This window comes from Pilosibacter sp. YYHA0881, assembly GCF_051602715.1.
In the GTDB taxonomy this organism is placed as follows: domain Bacteria; phylum Bacillota; class Clostridia; order Lachnospirales; family Lachnospiraceae; genus Alitiscatomonas; species Alitiscatomonas aceti.
The window spans coordinates 623,077-643,685 of sequence record NZ_CP175657.1 but is presented as its reverse complement, the minus strand read 5'-3'; the positions used below and the strand labels follow the sequence as shown (position 1 = coordinate 643,685).

The window sequence follows — 20,609 nt, the reverse complement described above, 5'->3', positions numbered from 1 at the left end:
ACTATCATGGCGGTTTTAGAAATGGAAGAGGGAAGGATGCAGGTATGCCGGGATGGAGCTCCCATCTACGACATCGTCCTGGAGGACAGCTTTGACCGTCTCCCGGAGGAAATGGAAAGGCTGGGAAGCCAGGGGAGAAAGCTCTGTATCGTTACAGACTCCAACGTGGCTCCCCTGTATCTGGAGGCGGTGGAAAAGCTCCTTTCCGGATGCTTCAGCCAGGTGACGTCCTACGTTTTTCCCGCAGGCGAGGAGCATAAAAACCTGGATACGGTGAAGCGCGTTTACGAACACCTGATCCAGAACCGGTTTGATCGGAAGGACTGGCTGGCGGCCCTTGGAGGCGGCATCACAGGCGACCTGTGCGGGTTCACTGCGGCCACCTATTTAAGAGGCGTGGACTTTATCCAGATCCCCACCACCCTGCTTTCCCAGGTGGATTCCAGCATCGGCGGAAAGACAGGCGTGGATTTTGACTGCTATAAAAACATGGTGGGTGCTTTCCATATGCCGAAGCTGGTGTATGCCAATGTGTCGGCTTTAAAGACCCTGCCTCCGGAGCAGTTTTCCGCCGGTATGGGCGAGGTCATCAAGCATGGGCTGATCCGGGACCAGGAGTATTATGAGTGGATCCTGGAAAATAAGGAGGCAGTCCGGAACCGGGAGCTTTCTGTATGCCGGAGGCTGATCTGCGGGAGCAACCGGATCAAGCGGCAGGTGGTGGAGGCCGATCCCACCGAGCAGAACGAGCGGGCCGTTTTAAATTTCGGCCATACTTTGGGCCATGCAGTGGAAAAATTAAAGGATTTTTCCATGCTCCATGGCCACTGTGTTGCCCTGGGAGCCCTGGCGGCCCTGGATATCTGTGTGAAGCGGGGAATGGTGCCGGAGGCAGAGGCTGACCGGTACAGGGAGACCATGGAATACTTTGATATGCCTGTATCCGTAGGCGGCCTTACAAAAGAGGCTGTGGTGGCGGCTACAAAGAATGATAAGAAAATGGAGGCCGGGGTCATCAAGTTCATCCTTCTGGACCGCCTGGGCCACGCCTATGTGGACCGGACTGTGACCGACGAGGAAATGAAGGACGCTCTGGACGCTGTTATGGAGCGCCCGGGAGAAAAATAATCCTGCCCCGGGATTTCAGATAAGGAGAATGACATGAACAGCTTGTGGAAACGGTACGGGCTTTTCGGTCTCCTGACGGCCCTGGCGGTGGGGCTGGACCAGTGGACGAAACGGCTGGCTGTGGAGAATTTAATGGGGAACGGCCCCTTTGTGATCTGGGATGGGGTATTTGAGCTTTTGTATTCGGAAAACCGGGGGGCAGCCTTCGGGATCCTTCAGGGAAAGCACGCCTTCTTTTTCCTGGTGGCTGCGGCGGTGATCGTTGTGGTCCTTCTGTTCCTTTACCGGATGCCATGGAGCCGGCGGTATATGCCGCTGTATTTTTCCATGGTGCTCCTGACCTCCGGGGCCGTGGGAAATATGATCGACCGGGCCGTCCAGGGATATGTGGTGGACTTCCTCTATTTCAGTCTCATTGATTTCCCGATCTTTAACGTGGCAGACTGCTACGTGGTGACTGCGGCCGTCCTTCTGGTCCTTCTGACTGGCTTTTACTATAAGGAAGGGGAGCTGGACTTCTTTTCCGGGAAGGAGAAGGCCAGGTGAAGAAAGAGATCTTTGTGACGGAGGAGGCCTCCGGCGACCGGGTCGATAAATTTTTGTCGGAGCAGTGTGAGGAATATTCCCGTTCCTTTCTCCAGAAGCTCATGAAATCCGGCGGCGTTTTTGCAGACGGCCGTCCGGTAAAGGCCAGTTACAGGGTGTCGGAAGGCGACCGGCTGACCTTTGAGGTGCCGGAGGCGGTGGAGCCGGAGATCCTGGCTGAAAACATCCCCCTGGATATCCTTTATGAGGACCGCGACGTGATCCTGGTGAATAAGCCCAAGGGCATGGTGGTCCATCCGGCGGCCGGTCATTATACGGGCACGCTTGTAAACGCTTTGATGTACCACTGCCGGGAGGATCTGTCCGGGATCAACGGCGTCCTGCGTCCTGGGATCGTCCACCGCATTGACATGGATACCACTGGTGTCCTCATCGCCTGCAAAAACGACCAGGCCCACAATTCCATTGCCGCCCAGCTGAAGGAGCATTCCATAACCAGACGGTACCAGGCCATTGTCCATGGAGTGGTGAAGGAGGACGAGGGTGTCGTAGACGCCCCCATTGGCCGCCATCCCCAGGACAGGAAAAAAATGTGCATCAACCACCAGAACGGCAAGTCTGCGGTGACCCATTACCGGGTGCTGAAGCGCTTTTCGGGCTTTACCCATATTGAGTGCCGTTTGGAAACGGGCCGTACCCATCAGATCCGTGTCCATATGGCGAGCCTGGGACACCCTCTGCTGGGAGACCAGGTCTATGGACCGGCCAGGTGCCCGTATAAGCTCCAGGGCCAGACCCTTCATGCCGGGATCCTGGGCTTCATCCATCCCACGACAGGAGCGTATATGGAATTTACGGCCCCGCTTCCGGAATATTTTAAACACCTTCTGGAGGTCCTTCCGGGAGCGTAAGTAAAGACAGGGCACAGCAGGAACCGGCTGTTTTTCGGACAAGGAGCGGACGGCTCCATGGAGGATGCCTGCCTGGAAATGCGGGAAACAAATACTTGACAAATCCCCAGCAAGTGCTATACTAGTGCATAAGTTCAAACAGCAACACGAAGACAGGAAGAGTAAGCTTTAGGAAATGTCCAGAGAGGAGCGCCCTGTGCTGAAAGCGTTTTACAGGACCTTTGGCTGAAGACCGCCCTGGAGTGTCCCTTAATCGGGAACGGTGATTCCGTTATCATCAGAAATAAGAGGTATGGGCCTTATATACGGCTCGTGCTAGCAGGGTGGAACCGCGGGTAAACTCGTCCCTTGCCATAGACAGAACGTCTGTGGCAGGGGATTTTTTATGTTATAAGCAAGTACACCCTATGACATAAAAAGCGGGTGCCTGTTTTCCATATATTGAAAAGGAGAGATACAATGAAAGTTACACTGAAGGACGGCTCTGTAAAAGAGTACGCACAGCCCATGGCTGTCATTGACATTGCAAAAGATATCAGCGAAGGCCTGGCAAGAATGGCCTGTGTGGCAGAGATCAACGGGGAAGAGGCAGATCTGAGGACTGTGGTGGATTCTGACTGCCAGTTAAATATCCTGACTGCCAAGGACGCCGAGGGCCTGGCAGCCCTTCGCCATACAGCCAGCCACGTGATGGCCCAGGCCATTAAGCGTTTATGGCCCGATACGAAGCTGGCCATCGGTCCGTCCATTGCCGACGGCTTCTATTATGATGTGGATCCGGTGAATCCCATTACTGCCGATGACTTGGAAAAAATCGAGGCTGAAATGAAGAAGATCATCAAGGAGGCCCTGCCGCTGGAGCGCTTCGAGCTCCCCAGAGCCGAGGCCATCGCCCTTATGAAGGAGAAGGACGAGCCCTATAAGGTGGAACTGATCGAGGACCTTCCCGAGGATTCCGTTATCAGCTTCTATAAGCAGGGCGAATTTACAGACCTGTGCGCCGGCCCCCATCTGATGACCACAAAGGAGATCGGCAAGGCGTTCAAGCTCATGAACATTGCAGGCGCTTACTGGCGCGGCAGTGAAAAAAATAAGATGCTCACAAGGATCTATGCCACTGCCTTTCAGAAAAAAGAGGATCTGGAGGCCTATGTGACCATGATGGAGGAGGCCAAAAAGCGTGACCACAGAAAGCTGGGCCGCGAGCTGGGCCTGTTCATGATGCATGAGGCTGGTCCGGGCTTCCCGTTCTTCCTTCCCAAGGGAATGATCTTAAAGAACACACTGCTGGATTACTGGCGTGAGATCCATAAGAAGGCCGGTTATGTGGAAATCTCCTCCCCGATCATCATGAACCGGAAGCTCTGGGAGAATTCCGGTCACTGGGATCATTACAAGGACAACATGTATACGACGGTCATCGATGACGAGGATTATGCCGTAAAGCCCATGAACTGTCCGGGCGGTATTCTTGTATATGCGTCTGAGCCCCGTTCCTACCGGGATCTTCCCATCCGTATGGGAGAGATCGGTCTGGTACACCGCCACGAAAAATCCGGCCAGCTCCATGGCCTCATGCGTGTGCGCTGCTTCAACCAGGACGATGCCCATATTTTCATGATGCCGGAGCAGATCCGCGATGAGATCAAGGGCGTGGCCCAGCTCATCGACAGCGTATACAAGCTGTTCGGCTTTGAGTATCATGTGGAGCTGTCCACAAGACCGGAGGACTCCATGGGAAGCGACGAGGACTGGGAGATGGCTACAAGTGCGCTCCAGGGCGCCCTGGATGATCTGGGCCTGAACTATGTGGTCAACGAGGGTGACGGCGCCTTCTATGGTCCCAAGATCGACTTCCATCTGGTTGACTGCATCGGAAGGACCTGGCAGTGCGGAACCATCCAGCTGGATTTCCAGATGCCCCAGAGATTTAACCTGGAGTACATCGGCGCGGATGGAGAGAAGCACAGACCCATCATGATCCACCGCGTGGCCTTTGGCTCTGTGGAGCGTTTCATCGGCATCCTCATCGAGCACTTTGCCGGTGCATTCCCCACCTGGCTGGCTCCGGTACAGGTAAAGGTGCTTCCCATCTCTGAGAAGTATGAGGAATACGCAAAGTCCGTAAAGGCCCAGCTGGATGAGGCCGGGATCCGCGCAGAGATCGATCTCCGCTCTGAGAAGATCGGCTACAAGATCCGCGAGGCCCAGACCCAGAAGATCCCCTATATGCTGGTCGTAGGACAGAAGGAGGAGGCCGACGGTACGGTTTCCGTAAGAAGCCGCTTCAAGGGCGACGAGGGCTCCAGAGAGCTTTCTGGTTTTATCTCTGATGTGAAAGAGGAGATCGCCGGAAGAGTGAACCGGCCGGTGGAAGTGGAGAAGAAAGAAGTAAAATAGAAACGTAGTTGAATGATTTTTATTCCGCTTTGGCCATAGAAAGAGTCTGCGAAAAAACAAATCGTGTTTTTTCGCAGACTCTTTTATAGATTGTCAATTTTGCAGCATTCTAAAATGAATTCTCCAAGTTCTGTAATAGTGCATCCCTGTTTGGTCTTCATAACTTGAATATAAGATTTACTAGAAAGTTCCGCTAAAGTTGTCCGTACTTGATGCGGGGTAAGTGAAACTCCTTGCTCCCCTAGCAGAATAAGAATTTTATTTCTTCCTACATGGGGATGTTTTTTTACAATATCTAAGATTGCTTTATCCGAACGTGATAGTTCCGCTTTTTTGTATGGCCTACAATCAATATAAGAAGGTAGCTGGGCAAGGGTCAGTTTTTTTCCATTAAAAACATGATGGAAATATAGACATAAATTAACCAGTTCTTTCATGTTTCCTGGATAATCGTAATCAATGAGAAATTCCAGTAACTGATTAGTAAATATAGATTCTACCCCTTGAAAATTTCCAGGGGTTAATTCGTTTAAAATATATTCATAAAATATAGGAATCATTTCTTTCAACTCCCTAATAGGATTAAGTTTTAAAGACAGGGTGTTAAGCTGAAAGAATAACTCGTTCAAAAAAAGGCCGGAGGAGATTTGTTCTTTAATATCACCGCTGTAAGAGCAGATAAAACGTACTGGATGGTAGTCTTTGGAAGTAAAATCAGTGTTAATTTTTCCAAGGACAGAACTTAAAAAAAACTGAAATTCCATAGAAGCTCGTTCCAAATGATCTATAAATAGGGTAGCAGGATTGCCGTCGCTTATTAGAGCTTCTAAATCAGAATATGAGTTTATGGGAGATGATATAGGATGACCAGCATCCAGTGTAAGAAAAGGTATATCATCACTGACCGAGTTTGCATGAACGTATTGCGCTAAATGTTTTTGAAATAATCCATCTTCCCCCAGCAGCAGAACAGGAAATGAGGATTCTGAAAATGAAGATAGAGTGCGAAAAATATAAGAAATACGGCGGTTTTGGAATATACGATGGCTTAGACTGCTGCCAGGGTCTAAGACTGTATATTTTTTGCTCTTTTTTATATTCCATAATGGGGCAGTAACTGGGTAGCGTGAGGAGAGGCCATCCAAAAGGAAAAGGTATCTAAGACTCCGATTAGATATCTCAAAGGAATCAGCTAGAAATAAAGAAAACTTGTCCCCATTTTCATTTGAAAGAGAAGCTGGTGTTCCAGAAAGAAGTTCGTTAAAAGTAATAAAATTACCTTGCTCTCTTAAAAGGTCAGTTAATATATGTTTTTTAACATGCCCACGGTCCGATTGTAAAGAGGAACAGAAGGTATGGTTGGCCATTTCAATAGAGCCGCAGGCATCAACAACGCAGATTCCAAGGTTCATTGTATCTAAAATCTTATCGCGAACGGTAAAATAACGCATAGATTCCTCAGATCGCAAATCAATATGTCTCATAAAATTGCTGATATATCCAGCATAGTTATTAGTTACATAATTCAAAAGTATTTCGGGAAGATGAAAATAATTGATAATAAAGCACAAAGTAGCAATATCTACATTGCGGTTGCCTATATCAATTACATTTCTAATTGTGGAAGGAACAAATCTGGACTCTCCGGGTGTGATGGCATGATGGAAAGATGAATCCGGTAAGGGTCCTCCTGGATAGTAAATGGTATAGATATATTGCGTGAAACCAAGATCTTGTAACGATTTTAAAACTGCTTCACAATTCTTTTTCCTATCACTTACAATACACACTTTAGAGAGGGAGGGAATTTCTAAAATTTTATGAATATGTGTATAGTTTAGTTCTCGTACGCATTGCTTTGAGCATATGCCTTTTTCTTTTATAATTTCATTGACTCTGGATTCGCAGAGAGCAGAGGAAAAAAGCACAAGCTGGTATTTTGTAATCACTTCCGGGTTTAACTGATCAATTTGAATGCTGTCAAAATCCAGATGAGATGAAAAAATAGCGGATAAATATGGAAGAATTCCAAGCTTGGCTGAAGAGTCAATATATAATAAAAGAACTTGAGGTTTCATTTCGAATCTTTCCTTTCTGTAATTAGGTGATTTTTAATTATAATAATACTTTATTGGGATAATTTCAACCAAAAACTGTAAAATAATTCGAAATAACGATTTAATAGAGAAAATAAATTTTAAATTACTTGAAAATAATGTATTATTATGATAATAGTATCGTATAAAGTCGAATATCAATTATTAGAAAAGGAGGATCTTATGAAAGCTATAACAAATGGAACAATTATGACGATTACAAAAGGTATAATACCGAATGGAACTGTACTGATTAATGATAAGAAAATAGTGGCGGTAGGAGAAAATGTTCCTGTGCCGGAAGGCTGCGAGATTATTGATGCGCATCATGGGATTATAACTCCAGGATTTATTGACTGTCATACACATATTTCTACATTCGGAGAATTAAAAACAATGCCTGGTCTCCAGGTAGACGGAAACGAGGGATCAGATCCAATTACACCTCATGTTCGTGCGCTGGATGCCATATATCCAGAAGATCCTGCGATAGCTAAAGCCAGGGCCGCAGGTTTTACTACGGTCTATACAGGACCGGGTTCTGCCAATGTGATTGGAGGAACAGGTATCGCCATGAAGCTTAGGGGGCATACGGCTGAAGAGATGGTGATTCCAGGTACGGAAGCGATGAAATTTGCGCTGGGTGAAAATCCCAAAAGATTCTATGGATTGGAAAGAAAAACTGCCCCGTGGACACGCATGGGAACAGCGGCAATTTTACGGGAAGCATTATACAACGCAAAAAATTATGCAGATAAATTGGACGAGGCGAAAAATGATCCAGCTAAATCGCCAGATCGGGATTTTAAATTAGATGCATTGGTTCCGGTAGTTCGAGGAAAACAGCGGGTTCGAATTCACTGCCACCGGGCAGATGATATTGCAACAGCCGTCCGCATTGGAAAAGAATACGGTTTAGACTTTACATTGGAGCATGCGACAGAGGGCTACCTTGTTAAGGATTTAATTGCAGAAAATCACTTGTACTGTGTGGTTGGTCCATTACTCTTAGATCCATTAAAACAGGAGGTGTGGGGGTTAAAGCTGGAGACTGCTGGAATATTAACAGATGCAGGGATTAAGGTATGCTTGACAGCTGATACTTCAGGAGGTACTGCGTGGCTTCCGGTAGAAGCTGGGTTATTAACTCGACGTGGTCTTTCAGAAGAGGATGCCTTGAGAGGTTTAACCATATATCCTGCAGAGGTTTTGAGGTTAGATCATCGGATTGGATCAATAGAGCCAGGAAAAGATGCAGATATTGCAATTTTTGATGGCAACCCATTAAGCAGTCTCTCTCTTTGCCAGATGACAATGATTGAGGGAGAGATCGTATTTCGGAGGGAGAGAGATGTATGATTGCAATAAAGGCACGTACCATAAATACAATCACAAGAGGGATTCTTGAAAATGGTTCGATTTTAATCGAAAATGGAAAAATTATCGATGTAGGAGAAAATCTGGATGTTTCCCAGGCGGCGGAGATAATTGAATTGGATAATGGATATGTGATGCCTGGATTAATTGATTGTCATACTCATTTGTCAGTTCACCAGCATCTAGTGACAAATCCAGGAAGTCTTTTGGATGTAAATGAAGGATCGGATCCGATTACACCGCAAATTCATGCAATTGATGCATTTAATCCTTAGGATCCGGCAATCCCGTTAGTTAGGAGTGCGGGATTCACCACAATTTATACTGGTCCAGGATCAGCCAACTGTATTGGTGGACAAGGTTTCGCACTAAAGCTTAGAGGAACCACGGTAGATGAGATGTGTATACCGGGAACTGAAATGATGAAATTTGCCTTAGGGGAAAATCCAAAACGCTTTTACGGTGGAAGAAAATTAGAACCATGGACACGGATGGGTACTGCAGCTCTAATCAGAAAAACCTTATATGATGCAAAAACATATTCAAAAAAGCTTTTGGAGGGGGAAATAGATCCAGAAAAAGCTCCAGCCCCTAACTTTAAAATGGAAGCTCTCGTAAAAGTAGTGAGAGGAGAGCAGCGGGTTAGAATTCATTGCCATAGAGCGGATGATATTATGACTGCTATCCGAATTTCAGAGGAGTTTGGCTTAGATTATGTTTTGGAGCACTGTACAGAAGGCTACATGATAAAAGATGTGCTGGCATCGAAGAAATGTAAATGTGTCGTAGGGCCATTAAGATTATCGCCTTTAAAACAGGAAGTATGGGGAATCCGTATGGATACTCCGGGTATTCTTTCCAACGCGGGAGTACATGTCAGTTTAACTGCAGATACAGCTGGAAAGACTGCGTGGCTACCTATGGAAGTTGGATTATGCATGACCAGAGGCTTAAAAGAAGAGGAGGCATTGAGGGGGATTACAATTTATCCAGCACAGGTTTTAGGATTAGAAGAACGTATTGGTTCCATAGAACCGGGAAAGGACGCGGATATTGCAATTTTTGATGGACATCCATTAGATAACTTAACGCTTTGCCGTATGACTATGATCGATGGAAAGGTTTATCATAATACAATTTAAGTAAGGAGGATAAGTTAGTATGAAAAAAAGGTTTATTTCAGTTATTCTTTCTGCGATGATGATTATGACAGCATGTGCTCCAAAAGAAGAAACGACTTCTACAGTCGCCTCGAAACAGTCAGAAAAAAATGAAGATATACAAGCGACAGAAGCGGCTGAAGAAACGAGCTCATCTACTGGAAAGACTATTACTATTGGAACTCCATACACAATTGATACATTTCTTCCCTGGGATTTCACTTCTGATGGAGACAGGTATGTGATCAGCAACGTTTATGAGTGTTTGTTTGAATATGATGCCAATACATGTATTCCTGTTCTGGCAGAAAGCTATACGAACCCAGATGACTGTACATGGGATGTAAAGATTCGAGAAAATGCATACTGGCATACAGGAAATAAGTTGTTCGGAGATGAAAAAGTACAGATTAAAGCAGAAGATGTTAAGTGGGTCATGGATTGGACTATGGATCCGGCTAATGGATCCAAGCAACAGACAAATTTAAGCAGTGTGGTTTCATCAGTGGAGGTTCTGGATGATTTTACTTTGCGTTTTACTACACCGGAGCCCAAAGCCCTGTTTTTGTTTACACTTTCCCGTGTAATGATTTTCCCGAAAAAAGCAATTGATGAAGGATTTGATCTGAATGCCTGGCCAGTGGGCTCTGGTGCATTTAAATACGTATCGTATCAGACGGATGATCAAGTGGTTTTGGAAAAAAACTCTGATTATTACATTACTCCTAATGTGGATGAAGTGATTTTTAAAATTATACCGGATAAATCTGTTTCGGCGATTGCTCTTCAGAATGGAGAAATTGACATTACAGCTCAAGTGTTATCTACAGATATTGATGCCATCGCTGCACAGGAAGATCTTGAGTTGGTGCCAAATACACTCGGATGGTATCGGTATGCGGGATTTAATTGTAAAGATCCTCTTTTCACAGATCCAGAAATAAGAAAGGCTCTGACTATGGCTGTGGATTTAGATGCGGCTGTGGATGCTATTTTCAAAAATAGTGCAGGGGTGAAACTGGCAGTGCGTGCATACGGACCAATTCCTCTTGAACTTCCGGGTGCAGATGAGACACTATGGAAAGAAAATGCCGTTGCCTATGACCCGGAGGGTGCTAAAAAGATATTAGAAAGTAAAGGATGGAAGACGGGTGCTGATGGGATTTATGAAAAAGACGGGAAGAAATTCTCTTTTACGATTAAGACTCCCAATAATGATAATAACCGGGTAAAGTTAGGAACGATCATTTCTACTCAGTTAAAACAGATAGGAATTGATTGTGTTGCTCAGCCTACAGAATGGGCTACCATGTTGACAGATATTAAGGCAGGAGAAACCCAGATGTTCGTTATGGGAGGAGGAAGTTCCTTAAATGGGATGGAAATGCTATTCCATACAACTTTAAGCCAGAGTAACTCGCACAGAGTTTTTTATGATAACCCTGAATGTGACGCGCTGATCGAAAAGGCGGCTGTAACCATTGATCCAGAAGAGCGCGGTAAGGTTTTAGCAGATGCGTCAAGTATGATAGTAAAGGATGCAGTGCATATGTTTGGATATTTTGAGTATGTACAGATTGGAATGAACAAAAAGGTGACAGATTTTGAAAAGGCACCGACTTTATGGTACTCTCTCTGTAATGGATATAGAAATGTAGGCATATCTGAGTAGAGAAGTGAGAGAAAGGCGGGGGCTGCTTTTAGCAGTACCCGCCATATTTTAAATACCAGGAGAGGAGGAAATGTATGTGGAGTTATATCTTTAAGCGCATCCTGGTGGCGATTCCAACGCTTTTGATTATTTCTTTTATGATTTTCAGCCTTTTATATATTACACCAGGTGATCCGGTTCTTCTTATGCTGGGATCAGGAGACACACAAAGTGTATCGCAGGAACAATATGATGCTGTAAGGGCAGAGCTCGGGCTGGATAAGCCATTTTTTGAAAGGTATATGGATTTTATAACTGGAGCAGTAACGGGGGATTTGGGAACATCATACATCACAGGTGAAGATGTTTTTGATACTGTAATGATGCGAATGCCTGCTACGCTTATCCTAACTGTTGCTTCGGTTCTCGTGGGCCTTTTAGTAGCGGTGCCGCTTGGAATTTTAGCGGCTGTCAAACATAATAGTATATGGGATTCTATTGCGACATTTTTAGCGACCATTGGGGTTTCGCTTCCTAAATTCTGGTTTGGATTGGTCCTTATCATTTATTTGTCGCTGCGTTTGAAAATTTTTCCGAGCCAGGGTATTGCATATATAGACAGGGATGGATTGGGGGCTTTTCTATCTCACCTCTTCCTCCCTGCGGTTTCTTTAGGACTTGGATTGGCGGCTACACAGACACGAATGATTCGTTCCAGTATGCTTGAAGTACTAAATCAGGATTACATAAGATTTGCAAAAAGCAAAGGATTTAAAGATAAAATAGTTATCATTCGTCATGCATTTAAGAATGCTATGATTCCAGTGGTTACAGTACTGGGAAGTGAAATTGGTGCTCTTTTGGGAGGAGCGGTGGTTACAGAAACAATCTTTTCTTGGCCCGGAGTTGGCAGGCTGGCTATGAACTCCATTGCAAGAAGGGATTATCCAATGATTCAGGGAAATACTCTGATTCTATGTGCGATATTTCTTTTAATTAACTTGTTTGTGGATATTATTTATGCGTGGCTTAATCCTAGAATCCGTTTAAACTGATAGGAGGGATAGAATTGAAAAAAGAAATAATTAATGATGATTTTTCAATGGTTCCTGCTAAATCATATTGGTCTGATGTTGGAAGGCGGTTTTTAAAAAATAGAATTGCCCTTCTTGGAGCTTTGATTCTTGGAATCATTGTATTTATGTGTGCAGCAGCCCCGTTGTTCACTCAATATGATCCTGTTAAGGATATGGTTTTGGGAGATATGTTGCTTCCTCCTGGCACTCCAGGACATATATTGGGAACGGATGACTATGGAAGAGATATTTTTTCCAGACTTCTTTATGGGGGAAGAACCTCTGTTTTAACTGGTCTGTCTGTTGCTATTGTATCTGCGGCAGTTGGTGTTACGTTGGGATGCATCAGTGGCTATTTTGGCGGTATTATAGATAATCTGATAATGAGATTTACTGATATTATGATGTCATTCCCTTTTTTGATTATTGCAATTGCAATTATGGCGGCGCTGGGATCCAGCCAGAAAAATATAGTGATCGCTTTGGCGATTGTCAGTTGGCCGCGTTTCGCAAGATTAACCCGTGGACAGGTTTTGAGTATCAAAACGCAAGAGTATGTTGAATCTGCAAATACAGCTGGTTACAGTGACATGAGAATAATGTTTAACCATATTTTGCCTAACTGTATGGGACCAATCATTGTTCAATTGACGTTGGCGGTCGGAAGTGCGATACTTTCGGCGGCAAGCCTGAATTTCCTGGGACTGGGAGTTGACGCGTCTTTGCCTGATTGGGGAGTAATGCTAAATCAAGGTCGTAACTATCTTCAGACAGCTTCGTATTTAACAACGATTCCTGGCATTGCGATTTCTCTTACTGTATTAGCGGTAAACTGGATCGGCGATGGACTAAGGGATGCTTTTGACCCACGGTTGCGAGTATAGGGAGGGGTTGCCATGGCGAAAGAAAATATAATTGAAGTTCAGAATCTGAAGACATACTTTCACACACCTGAGGGTATTGTAAAGTCTGTGGATGGGGTATCATTTTCGATAGAAAAAGGAAAAACTATGGCACTGGTCGGAGAATCTGGCTGCGGAAAAACACAGACCTCTCTTTCTTTGATTCGCTTGCTTGCTCCGACCGCAAAAGTATCTGCAGATAAAATTGAAATCAATGGAAAGGAAACGAAGGATTATACAAAAGATCAGGCGCGTGGAATCCGGGGGAAGGATATTTCGATGATTTTCCAGGAACCCATGACCTCGTTAAACCCAGTATATCGTGTGAAAAGACAGTTGGAGGAAATGATCCGCTTGCATCAGCCAGAACTTAGCAAACAGGACACTTACCAAAGGGCATTAAATATTTTGACGCGGGTAGGGATTCCGGAGCCGCAAGAGAGAATCCGGGTATTTCCGCATCAGTTATCAGGCGGATTAAGGCAGCGGGTCATGATTGCAATTGCCTTGGCTAGTAATCCAAGACTTTTAATTGCAGATGAACCGACGACGGCATTGGATGTGACTATTCAGGCACAGATTATAGAACTCCTAAAAGAGATTCAGAAAGAAATGGAGATGTCCATCCTGTTAATTACTCATGATTTTGGGGTTGTATCTCAGATGGCAGACACAGTATCAGTTATGTATGCAGGTAAAATAGTAGAACAGGGATCTATGAAAGATATTTTTGAGGATCCCTGGCATCCATACACAAGGCTGCTGATTATGTCAATTCCTGGAATTAAGGTAAAAAGAGGAGGACGTCTTGAGACTATTGAAGGCGCTGTTCCTAATCCTATGAATTTCCCTCCAGGATGTCGATTTTATCCAAGATGCCCTTATGCGGAAGAAAGGTGTATGCGGGAGGAACCTGTACCAGAAGTGATAGGAGGAAGAATGGTACGTTGTTTAAAGAGGGGGGTGCATGATGGACGGTAATCTGTTGGAAATTAAAGACCTGGAAGTTCAGTTTCCCATTAAAAAAGGCATTCTTCAAAGAACAGTTGGCCACATTCACGCAGTGGATAAGATATCTTTCAATATAAAAGAGTGTGAGACTTTGGGGTTGGTAGGTGAATCTGGCTGCGGAAAGACAACTACGGGGCGTGCGATTTTGCGGCTTAATGATCCCTCGGCAGGCTCAGTTTATTATAAAAATGAAGATTTGCTGAAGATTGGACGCTCTGATTTTCGAGATATGAGAAAAAATCTCCAAATTATTTTTCAGGATCCGTATTCATCCTTAAACCCAAGACAAACAGTAAAAGGATTATTAAACGAAGTATTAACGGTTAAGTGTGGGTATTCTAAAGCAGAGGCAGCAGAAAGGATCAATGAGTTATTGATACAAGTGGGGTTGAGTCCGGTTTACGCTAACCGGTATCCACATGAATTCTCTGGGGGACAGAGGCAGAGAATAGCTATTGCCAGAGCTTTGGCCTTGATGCCGGAATTTATTGTGTGTGATGAGGCTGTTTCAGCACTGGATGTGTCTATTCAGTCGCAGATTATTAACCTTTTAATGGATTTAAAGGATACTTACAAGGTAACATACCTTTTTATTTCTCATGCTCTTAACGTGGTACAACATATCAGTGACCGTGTTGCGGTTATGTATCTTGGAAAAATTGTGGAACTGGCAGAAACAGAAGAGCTATTTTCTCATGCGGCTCATCCTTATACGCAGGCATTGCTTTCGGCAGTACCTATATTATCTGGACATGAAAAACGTGAAAGAATTATTTTAAAGGGTGAGGTTCCTGGAGCAGCTCATATCCCTTCGGGGTGTCGTTTCCATACAAGGTGTCCTATGGCAACAAAAGAATGTGCGGAACATGAACCTGAATTAAGGGAAGTAGCATCCGGCCATATGGCTGCTTGTCATCGTCTTTAAAAAACAGGCGAAGATTCATACAATCTTCGCCTGTAAATATATTATGCTTTAATATTGCTTCCTAACTTTTTTCTTTAATGTCCCCTAAATCTTTTTTAGAGGCGCATGTGTCCTTTTTCCCCTTCTCCCCAGAAGAGTTTCTTCCTATATAATACCGGATCCCTGCTGCTGCTGCGGCAAACACCAGGATCGCCGGGAGCCAGATGGGAAGAGTGGAGGCGACCAGGACGAACAGGTCCACGACCGCTGTTTTTACAGAGGTAAGATTCCGTTTGAAGCCATCCTGGATCCGTGCTCCAACAGACTGGGAACCTGTGGGCGTATAAACGGCCACCTCAGAGATGTGGATGGATACGGTGCTGTAATCCACCTGGTTGTCATAGAGTTTCAGCTGGGATTCCATGGATTCCAGCTGATACCGGATCTCTGACAGCCGCTCCTCCAATGCAATGACAGCCTCCAGGGTATCGGCCTTTTCCAGGAGCGCCCAGATCCGTTCCTGTTCTGTGGTCAAAGTCTTTTTCCGGCTTTCCAGGTCACTGTACTGGAGGGTCACATCGGTGGCGGTTTCCGACCGCTCAGTTACATTGGCCTGGTCCTCCACCACCTGGAGAAAGGAGTCCAGCTGATCTGCCGGGATCCGGGCAGTGATGGAGGCGTGCCGCCTGGAGGGACGGCTGTCGCGCTGGATGCTGCTGCCCGAAACATCGGACTGCTCCACATAGCCGGAAAGAGAGGCGACCTGCTCATGGATGGATCTTAAGAGGCCCTCAAAATCCTCGGTCTCAGCCCAGAGGTCCACGTTCCGGATCAGCTTTCGACCGGCCGTTTGTGGGGAGGAGAGAGAAGCCGGACTTGTAAGGCTGTCTCCGCCTTCTGTTACAGTTTCACCTTGCGTGTCTCCGGCGGCTGCCGCTGTTTCCATGACCGTTTCCGCCTCGTTTTTTCCGCCGGCCGCACTGGCTCCGCAGGCTGTAAGGCCCAGGCATAAGGCGATGACCATGGGAAGAAGCACAGATGCGGAAAATCTCGATGATCGTTTCTTTTTCATAAAACCATTCCCTTCAAAAATACATCGTCCATTTTGTTGATTTCAGATTATCATATAAAGAGAGAAGATTCAATGTATGTAAGAAAAAATTCAGAAAAATGTCATCTAAAATGGCTTTTCAATATCATATTCGTTGATCTTGTTGAAAATCTGGCGGGTACTCAGGGAAAGCTCCCGGGAAGCAGCGGAAATATTCCAGTCGGTCTGGCGAAGGGCCCACTCCAGATATTCTTTTTCGCTCCGCCTTTTAAATTCTTTCCAGGTGACCAGCTGGTGGGCTGAATAGGTGGTGACGGGCGTCATGCGTTTCAGGTTATAGAGGATCGGGATTCCCTCCGTGGTGATCACATGATCCTGGGAGAGAACCACCATCCGGTCCAGAGTGTTTTTTAATTCTCTGACGTTCCCAGGATAATCATAATTCATAAGGAACTCCCACACCTTATCCTCGATCCGGTCGATGCGGATCCCGTTTTCCTCCTGGGCTTTTTTCAGCAGAAAATGGATCATTCCTTCCAGATCCTCCTTCCTTTCCCTTAAAGGCGGGATCCGGATCACAATGGTGCTGATCCGGTAGAAGAAATCCTCGCGGAATTCGCCGTTGATGACCTTGGTGGGAAGATCCCGGCTGGTGGCTGCGATCAGGCGGAAATCCAGAACCTTCTTATTATTTCCGCCCAGACGCTCGATCTCCTTGGTCTCGATGGCCCGCAGAAGCTTTACCTGGGTGGTCATGCTGACGTCGCCGATGGCATCCAGGAAGAGAGTTCCGTGGTCGGCCAGCTCGAATTTTCCCACCCGGCGGCGGATGGTGTCGGAAAAGATCCCCGGCTCCACGCCGAAAAGCTCCGGCTCCAGCAGGGATTCTGTATAGGCGTTGCAGTTGACAGCGATAAAGGGCTTGTCGGACCGCCGGCTTAAGGCGTGGATATACTGGGCGGCCACATCCTTTCCAGTTCCGGATTCCCCGATCAGGAGAACGTTGGCATTGGAGGCGGCCACCCGCTTGCAGTCCAGGAGCGTTCTTGCATAGGAGGGGGATTTTGTCTCCATATAGTATGCGGAATTAAAGGTTTTATTGTCCATGATCCGGCCTTTCTGTACAAAATATTCAATAATTGTCCAATCATGATACAATTATATATGAAATGTTTTTCAAAATCAAGAAATAAATTTCATACACAAGGAAAAAAAATTAAGAAAAAAACTTCATACCCCTTTTCTTTTGGAAAGAAATGTGGTACATTCTATATATAGGAAATATCAATACAAGGTATTCCTATGATTAATAAATAAAATGGTTGAAACAGGAAATTCCTGTATCAATAAAGGGTGAGGGAAAAATGTATCGGATTATTACAAATAACCAGATGTGTCTGGTAAAATACGGTGACCAGATACAGGTGGAATACCTGGATGGACAGAGTTATATGGACGTACTCGTGAAAGTCCGGGATTATATCCAGAATGGCTGGTGTTTGGAAACGCATCCGATGACGGGAAGCCTGAAGCCCAATCAGACTCCTTATAAATCTGTGATGGTATCTGACCGTCCTGTGGACAAAGAAGAATTCTACCAGCAGGAGATCACCATTGAAAATGGAATCACGGCTTGCCGTAAGTTCCAGTCGATCCGGAAGACTCCGGACTGGCCGCAGAACCTCCTGGAAGATTTCCAGGCAGTGGATCTGTCACTGATCGAGGGAGCGATTCAAAAAATCTTGTAGTTTTTAAGAAAGCGGGGTAAGCGTAAACAATGAAACTCGAATTAGGAATCATTCCGATTAACGACATTCAGTTTGGAGCTGAATCCAAGGTGGAAAACGGTACCATCTATGTGAATGCCGACGAGTTGAAAGCCCTTATTCTTGAGGACGAGAACCTGAAATCCGTTGAGCTTGATATCGCAAGACCTGGCGAGAGCGTTCGTATCATGCCGGTTAAAGACGTTATCGAGCCCCGTGTAAAAGTAAGCGGTGAGGGTGCTATGTTCCCGGGAATGATCTCCAAGGTAGCTCCTGTGGGAAGCGGACGTACAAACGTACTTCGCGGCAGCGCAGTTGTTACAACTGGTAAGATCGTGGGCTTCCAGGAAGGTATCATCGACATGACAGGAGAGGGATCCAAATACACACCATTCTCCAAACTCAACAACCTTGTAGTTGTTTGTGAGCCGATCGATGGACTTGCAAAGCATGCACATGAGAAGGCTGTTCGTATGGCCGGATTAAAGACTGCCGATTATATCGGTAAGCTGGCAAAAGATATCGTAGCAGAAGAGGTTGAGACTTTCGAGACTGTTTCTGTTAAGGAAGGTATCGAGAAGTGGCCGGAGCTGCCGAGAATTGGCTATGTTCTTATGTTACAGAGCCAGGGTCTTATGCATGATACATATGTGTACGGTGTTGACGCAAAGCAGTCCCTGTCCACAATCATCATGCCGACAGAGATCATGGACGGTGCGATCGTAAGCGGTAACTGTGTATCTGCCTGCGACAAGAACACAACCTACCACCATCTGAATAACCCGGTAATCAGAGATCTGTTTGCCCAGCATGGAAAGACTTTAAACTTCGTTGGCGTTATCATCACCAACGAGAATGTATATCTGGCAGATAAGATGCGTTCTTCTGACTGGTCCTCCAAACTTTGCGAGTGGCTTGGCTTAGACGGCGCTATCGTATCTCAGGAAGGTTTCGGTAACCCGGATACTGACCTGATCATGAACTGCAAGAAGATCGAGGGCAAGGGCGTTAAGACTGTAATCATCACAGATGAGTACGCAGGCCGCGACGGCGCTTCCCAGTCTTTAGCAGACGCTGATGCTGCAGCTAACGCTGTTGTAACAGGCGGTAACGCAAATGAAGTGATCCACCTTCCGAAGATGGACAAGGTAATCGGATATCCGGAAGTTGCGGATATCATTGCCGGCGGTTTCGATGGCAGCCTTCAGGCTGACGGTTCCATCGTCGCTGAGCTTCAGGTTATCACAGGTGCAACAAACGAGATGGGCTTCAATCCGTTAAGTGCCAGATAATAGGAGGAAATGATGTCGAAGTTAAGAGTTGTTCATTATATCAATCAGTTCTTCGCCAACATCGGCGGCGAGGAAAAAGCTGATTATAAGCCGGAGCTTCGCGAAGGCAACGTAGGACCTGGTCTTGCGTTCCAGCAGAGCTTTGGCGAGGAGGCAGAGATCGTTGCCACTGTAATCTGTGGTGACTCCTACTTCAATGAGAATGTAGATTCTGCCACTGCCACTGTTCTTGATATGATCAAGAGCCAGAATCCGGACTTAGTAATCTGCGGACCGGCCTTCAACGCTGGTCGTTACGGCGTAGCCTGCGGTACCGTAGCTGCTGCTGTTAAGAAAGAAGGTATCCCGGTAATCACCGGTATGTACAAAGAGAACCCGGGCGCTGACATGTTCAAGAAGGAAGTGTACATCGTTTCCACAAAGAACAGCGCTGCCGGCATGAGAGACGCCGTTAAGAAGATGGCTCCGTTAGCATTAAAGGTTGCTAAGGGAGAGGCTATCGGCGCATCTGCTGAAGAGGGCTACCTGCCCAACGGTATCCGTAAGAACTTCTTCGAGAAGAAACGCGGTGCTGAGCGTGCAGTTGAGATGCTTATTAAGAAGTTAAATGGCAAGGAATTCGAGACTGAGTACGAAATGCCCAGCTTTGACCGTGTAGCTCCTGGCGCAGCTATCAAGGATATGAGCAAGGCTAAGATCGCACTGGTTACCTCCGGCGGTATCGTTCCGAAGGGCAACCCGGACCACATCGAGTCCTCCAGTGCTTCCAAGTATGGCCAGTATGATATCGAAGGCGTAACCGATCTGACAGCTGAGACCTACGAGACAGCTCACGGCGGATATGACCCGGTATATGCAAACGAAGACGCTGACCGCGTACTTCCGGTTGATGTGATCAACGAGTTCATCAAGGAAGGAAAGATCGGCAGCCTTCACAAATACTTCTACACAACTGTTGGTAACGGTACTGCCGTAGCCAATGCGAAAAAGTTTGCGACGGAGATCGGACAGAAGCTGGTTGATGACCATGTTGATGCCGTGATCCTGACCTCTACCTGAGGAACCTGTACTCGTTGCGGTGCAACGATGGTTAAAGCTATTGAAGCTTATGGTATTCCGGTTGTTCATATTGCGACCGTAGTTCCGATTTCCCAGACAGTAGGCGCAAACCGTATTGTTCCGGCTGTAGCTATTCCACATCCGTTAGGAAACCCCGCTCTTACTCGTGAGGAAGAGAAGGAAATCAGAACAAAGATCGTATCTAAAGCACTGGAAGCTTTACAGACTCCGGTTGATGACCAGACTGTATTTGAATGGAAATAATAAGGAGATATATCC

The 20,609-nt window shown here is 46.0% G+C and carries 18 protein-coding genes; 15 read left to right on the top strand and 3 right to left on the bottom strand.

Features of this window, described 5'->3' with window-relative positions; translation table 11 throughout:
• The first annotated feature begins 6 nt into the window (after positions 1-6).
• The 4 genes from aroB (at position 7) to thrS (ending at position 4,985) form a co-directional block, all read left to right on the top strand.
• Positions 7-1,128, top strand: a complete 1,122-nt coding sequence (gene aroB, locus ACI6NM_RS03120) for a 3-dehydroquinate synthase (protein ID WP_337811024.1) — start codon at positions 7-9, stop codon at positions 1,126-1,128.
• Positions 1,129-1,161: 33 nt separating this feature from the next.
• Complete coding sequence (gene lspA, locus ACI6NM_RS03115) at positions 1,162-1,674, top strand: signal peptidase II (protein ID WP_022274594.1); 513 nt, start codon at positions 1,162-1,164, stop codon at positions 1,672-1,674.
• Positions 1,671-2,585 (top strand): RluA family pseudouridine synthase, encoded by a 915-nt coding sequence (locus tag ACI6NM_RS03110; RefSeq protein ID WP_158356888.1) that lies wholly within the window; start codon positions 1,671-1,673, stop codon positions 2,583-2,585. The genes lspA and ACI6NM_RS03110 overlap by 4 nt, the downstream gene beginning before the upstream one ends.
• Before the next feature lie 459 nt (positions 2,586-3,044).
• A complete protein-coding gene (gene thrS / locus ACI6NM_RS03105) occupies positions 3,045-4,985 on the top strand; it encodes a threonine--tRNA ligase (RefSeq protein ID WP_262427828.1) in 1,941 nt (646 codons plus the stop codon).
• 83 nt (positions 4,986-5,068) lie between these two features.
• On the opposite strand, the gene ACI6NM_RS03100 is transcribed toward thrS, so the two are convergent.
• Entirely contained in the window at positions 5,069-7,063 is a 1,995-nt protein-coding gene (locus ACI6NM_RS03100) for a sigma 54-interacting transcriptional regulator (RefSeq protein WP_262427829.1), read from the bottom strand.
• Positions 7,064-7,264: 201 nt separating this feature from the next.
• Between ACI6NM_RS03100 and ACI6NM_RS03095 the strand changes: the two genes are divergently transcribed.
• The 8 genes from ACI6NM_RS03095 (at position 7,265) to ACI6NM_RS03060 (ending at position 15,183) form a co-directional block, all read left to right on the top strand.
• Complete coding sequence (locus ACI6NM_RS03095) at positions 7,265-8,440, top strand: amidohydrolase (RefSeq protein ID WP_262427830.1); 1,176 nt, start codon at positions 7,265-7,267, stop codon at positions 8,438-8,440.
• Complete coding sequence (locus ACI6NM_RS03090; RefSeq protein WP_262427831.1) at positions 8,437-8,733, top strand: hypothetical protein; 297 nt, start codon at positions 8,437-8,439, stop codon at positions 8,731-8,733. Before ACI6NM_RS03095 ends, ACI6NM_RS03090 begins: the two co-directional genes overlap by 4 nt.
• Positions 8,734-8,877: 144 nt before the next feature.
• Positions 8,878-9,600, top strand: coding sequence for an amidohydrolase family protein (locus ACI6NM_RS03085; protein WP_262427832.1), 723 nt, complete (start codon positions 8,878-8,880; stop codon positions 9,598-9,600).
• A 19-nt stretch (positions 9,601-9,619) separates the two neighbouring features.
• Positions 9,620-11,290, top strand: coding sequence for an ABC transporter substrate-binding protein (locus tag ACI6NM_RS03080; protein WP_262427833.1), 1,671 nt, complete (start codon positions 9,620-9,622; stop codon positions 11,288-11,290).
• Between the two features lie 74 nt (positions 11,291-11,364).
• Positions 11,365-12,324 carry a nickel ABC transporter permease gene (nikB, locus tag ACI6NM_RS03075; RefSeq protein WP_262427834.1) on the top strand — a complete coding sequence of 320 codons (960 nt, stop codon included), beginning with the start codon at positions 11,365-11,367 and terminating at the stop codon, positions 12,322-12,324.
• A gap of 14 nt (positions 12,325-12,338) precedes the next feature.
• The gene (locus tag ACI6NM_RS03070) at positions 12,339-13,229 is read left to right on the top strand and encodes an ABC transporter permease (RefSeq protein WP_262427835.1); all 891 of its coding nucleotides are present in this window, start codon (positions 12,339-12,341) and stop codon (positions 13,227-13,229) included.
• 12 nt (positions 13,230-13,241) lie between these two features.
• Positions 13,242-14,228 (top strand): ABC transporter ATP-binding protein, encoded by a 987-nt coding sequence (locus ACI6NM_RS03065; RefSeq protein WP_262427836.1) that lies wholly within the window; start codon positions 13,242-13,244, stop codon positions 14,226-14,228.
• Positions 14,215-15,183, top strand: a complete 969-nt coding sequence (locus ACI6NM_RS03060) for an ABC transporter ATP-binding protein (protein ID WP_316451123.1) — start codon at positions 14,215-14,217, stop codon at positions 15,181-15,183. Before ACI6NM_RS03065 ends, ACI6NM_RS03060 begins: the two co-directional genes overlap by 14 nt.
• Before the next feature lie 61 nt (positions 15,184-15,244).
• Here the strand turns inward: ACI6NM_RS03060 and ACI6NM_RS03055 are convergent, their stop codons facing one another.
• Positions 15,245-16,234: a DUF4349 domain-containing protein gene (locus tag ACI6NM_RS03055; protein WP_262427837.1), complete on the bottom strand. Its 990-nt coding sequence runs from the start codon at positions 16,232-16,234 to the stop codon at positions 15,245-15,247.
• Positions 16,235-16,339: 105 nt separating this feature from the next.
• Positions 16,340-17,320 (bottom strand): sigma-54 interaction domain-containing protein, encoded by a 981-nt coding sequence (locus ACI6NM_RS03050; RefSeq protein ID WP_022274590.1) that lies wholly within the window; start codon positions 17,318-17,320, stop codon positions 16,340-16,342.
• A 257-nt stretch (positions 17,321-17,577) separates the two neighbouring features.
• Here ACI6NM_RS03050 and ACI6NM_RS03045 point away from each other — a divergent pair, with 257 nt between their 5' ends.
• Genes ACI6NM_RS03045 through grdB form a run of 3 tightly spaced genes read left to right on the top strand, consistent with a single transcriptional unit; the run spans position 17,578 to position 20,594 of the window.
• Positions 17,578-17,961: a GrdX family protein gene (locus ACI6NM_RS03045; RefSeq protein WP_022274589.1), complete on the top strand. Its 384-nt coding sequence runs from the start codon at positions 17,578-17,580 to the stop codon at positions 17,959-17,961.
• A gap of 29 nt (positions 17,962-17,990) precedes the next feature.
• Positions 17,991-19,271 carry a glycine/sarcosine/betaine reductase component B subunit gene (locus ACI6NM_RS03040; protein ID WP_262427838.1) on the top strand — a complete coding sequence of 427 codons (1,281 nt, stop codon included), beginning with the start codon at positions 17,991-17,993 and terminating at the stop codon, positions 19,269-19,271.
• Between the two features lie 12 nt (positions 19,272-19,283).
• Positions 19,284-20,594 carry a glycine reductase complex selenoprotein B gene (gene grdB / locus ACI6NM_RS03035; RefSeq protein WP_158356997.1) on the top strand — a complete coding sequence of 437 codons (1,311 nt, stop codon included), beginning with the start codon at positions 19,284-19,286 and terminating at the stop codon, positions 20,592-20,594.
• The last annotated feature ends 15 nt before the right edge of the window (positions 20,595-20,609 follow it).

Bases quoted from the DNA above. Each gene is read 5' to 3' on its own strand.
- ACI6NM_RS03100 (WP_262427829.1), bottom strand. From the start codon at position 7,063: ATGAAACCTCAAGTTCTTTTATTATATATTGACTCTTCAGCCAAGCTT.
- ACI6NM_RS03080 (WP_262427833.1), top strand. From the start codon at position 9,620: ATGAAAAAAAGGTTTATTTCAGTTATTCTTTCTGCGATGATGATTATG.
- ACI6NM_RS03055 (WP_262427837.1), bottom strand. From the start codon at position 16,234: ATGAAAAAGAAACGATCATCGAGATTTTCCGCATCTGTGCTTCTTCCC.
- ACI6NM_RS03050 (WP_022274590.1), bottom strand. From the start codon at position 17,320: ATGGACAATAAAACCTTTAATTCCGCATACTATATGGAGACAAAATCC.
- ACI6NM_RS03095 (WP_262427830.1), top strand. From the start codon at position 7,265: ATGAAAGCTATAACAAATGGAACAATTATGACGATTACAAAAGGTATA.
- ACI6NM_RS03085 (WP_262427832.1), top strand. From the start codon at position 8,878: ATGATGAAATTTGCCTTAGGGGAAAATCCAAAACGCTTTTACGGTGGA.
- ACI6NM_RS03060 (WP_316451123.1), top strand. From the start codon at position 14,215: ATGATGGACGGTAATCTGTTGGAAATTAAAGACCTGGAAGTTCAGTTT.
- thrS (WP_262427828.1), top strand. From the start codon at position 3,045: ATGAAAGTTACACTGAAGGACGGCTCTGTAAAAGAGTACGCACAGCCC.
- ACI6NM_RS03065 (WP_262427836.1), top strand. From the start codon at position 13,242: ATGGCGAAAGAAAATATAATTGAAGTTCAGAATCTGAAGACATACTTT.
- ACI6NM_RS03090 (WP_262427831.1), top strand. From the start codon at position 8,437: ATGATTGCAATAAAGGCACGTACCATAAATACAATCACAAGAGGGATT.
- ACI6NM_RS03040 (WP_262427838.1), top strand. From the start codon at position 17,991: ATGAAACTCGAATTAGGAATCATTCCGATTAACGACATTCAGTTTGGA.
- lspA (WP_022274594.1), top strand. From the start codon at position 1,162: ATGAACAGCTTGTGGAAACGGTACGGGCTTTTCGGTCTCCTGACGGCC.
- nikB (WP_262427834.1), top strand. From the start codon at position 11,365: ATGTGGAGTTATATCTTTAAGCGCATCCTGGTGGCGATTCCAACGCTT.
- ACI6NM_RS03045 (WP_022274589.1), top strand. From the start codon at position 17,578: ATGTATCGGATTATTACAAATAACCAGATGTGTCTGGTAAAATACGGT.
- aroB (WP_337811024.1), top strand. From the start codon at position 7: ATGGCGGTTTTAGAAATGGAAGAGGGAAGGATGCAGGTATGCCGGGAT.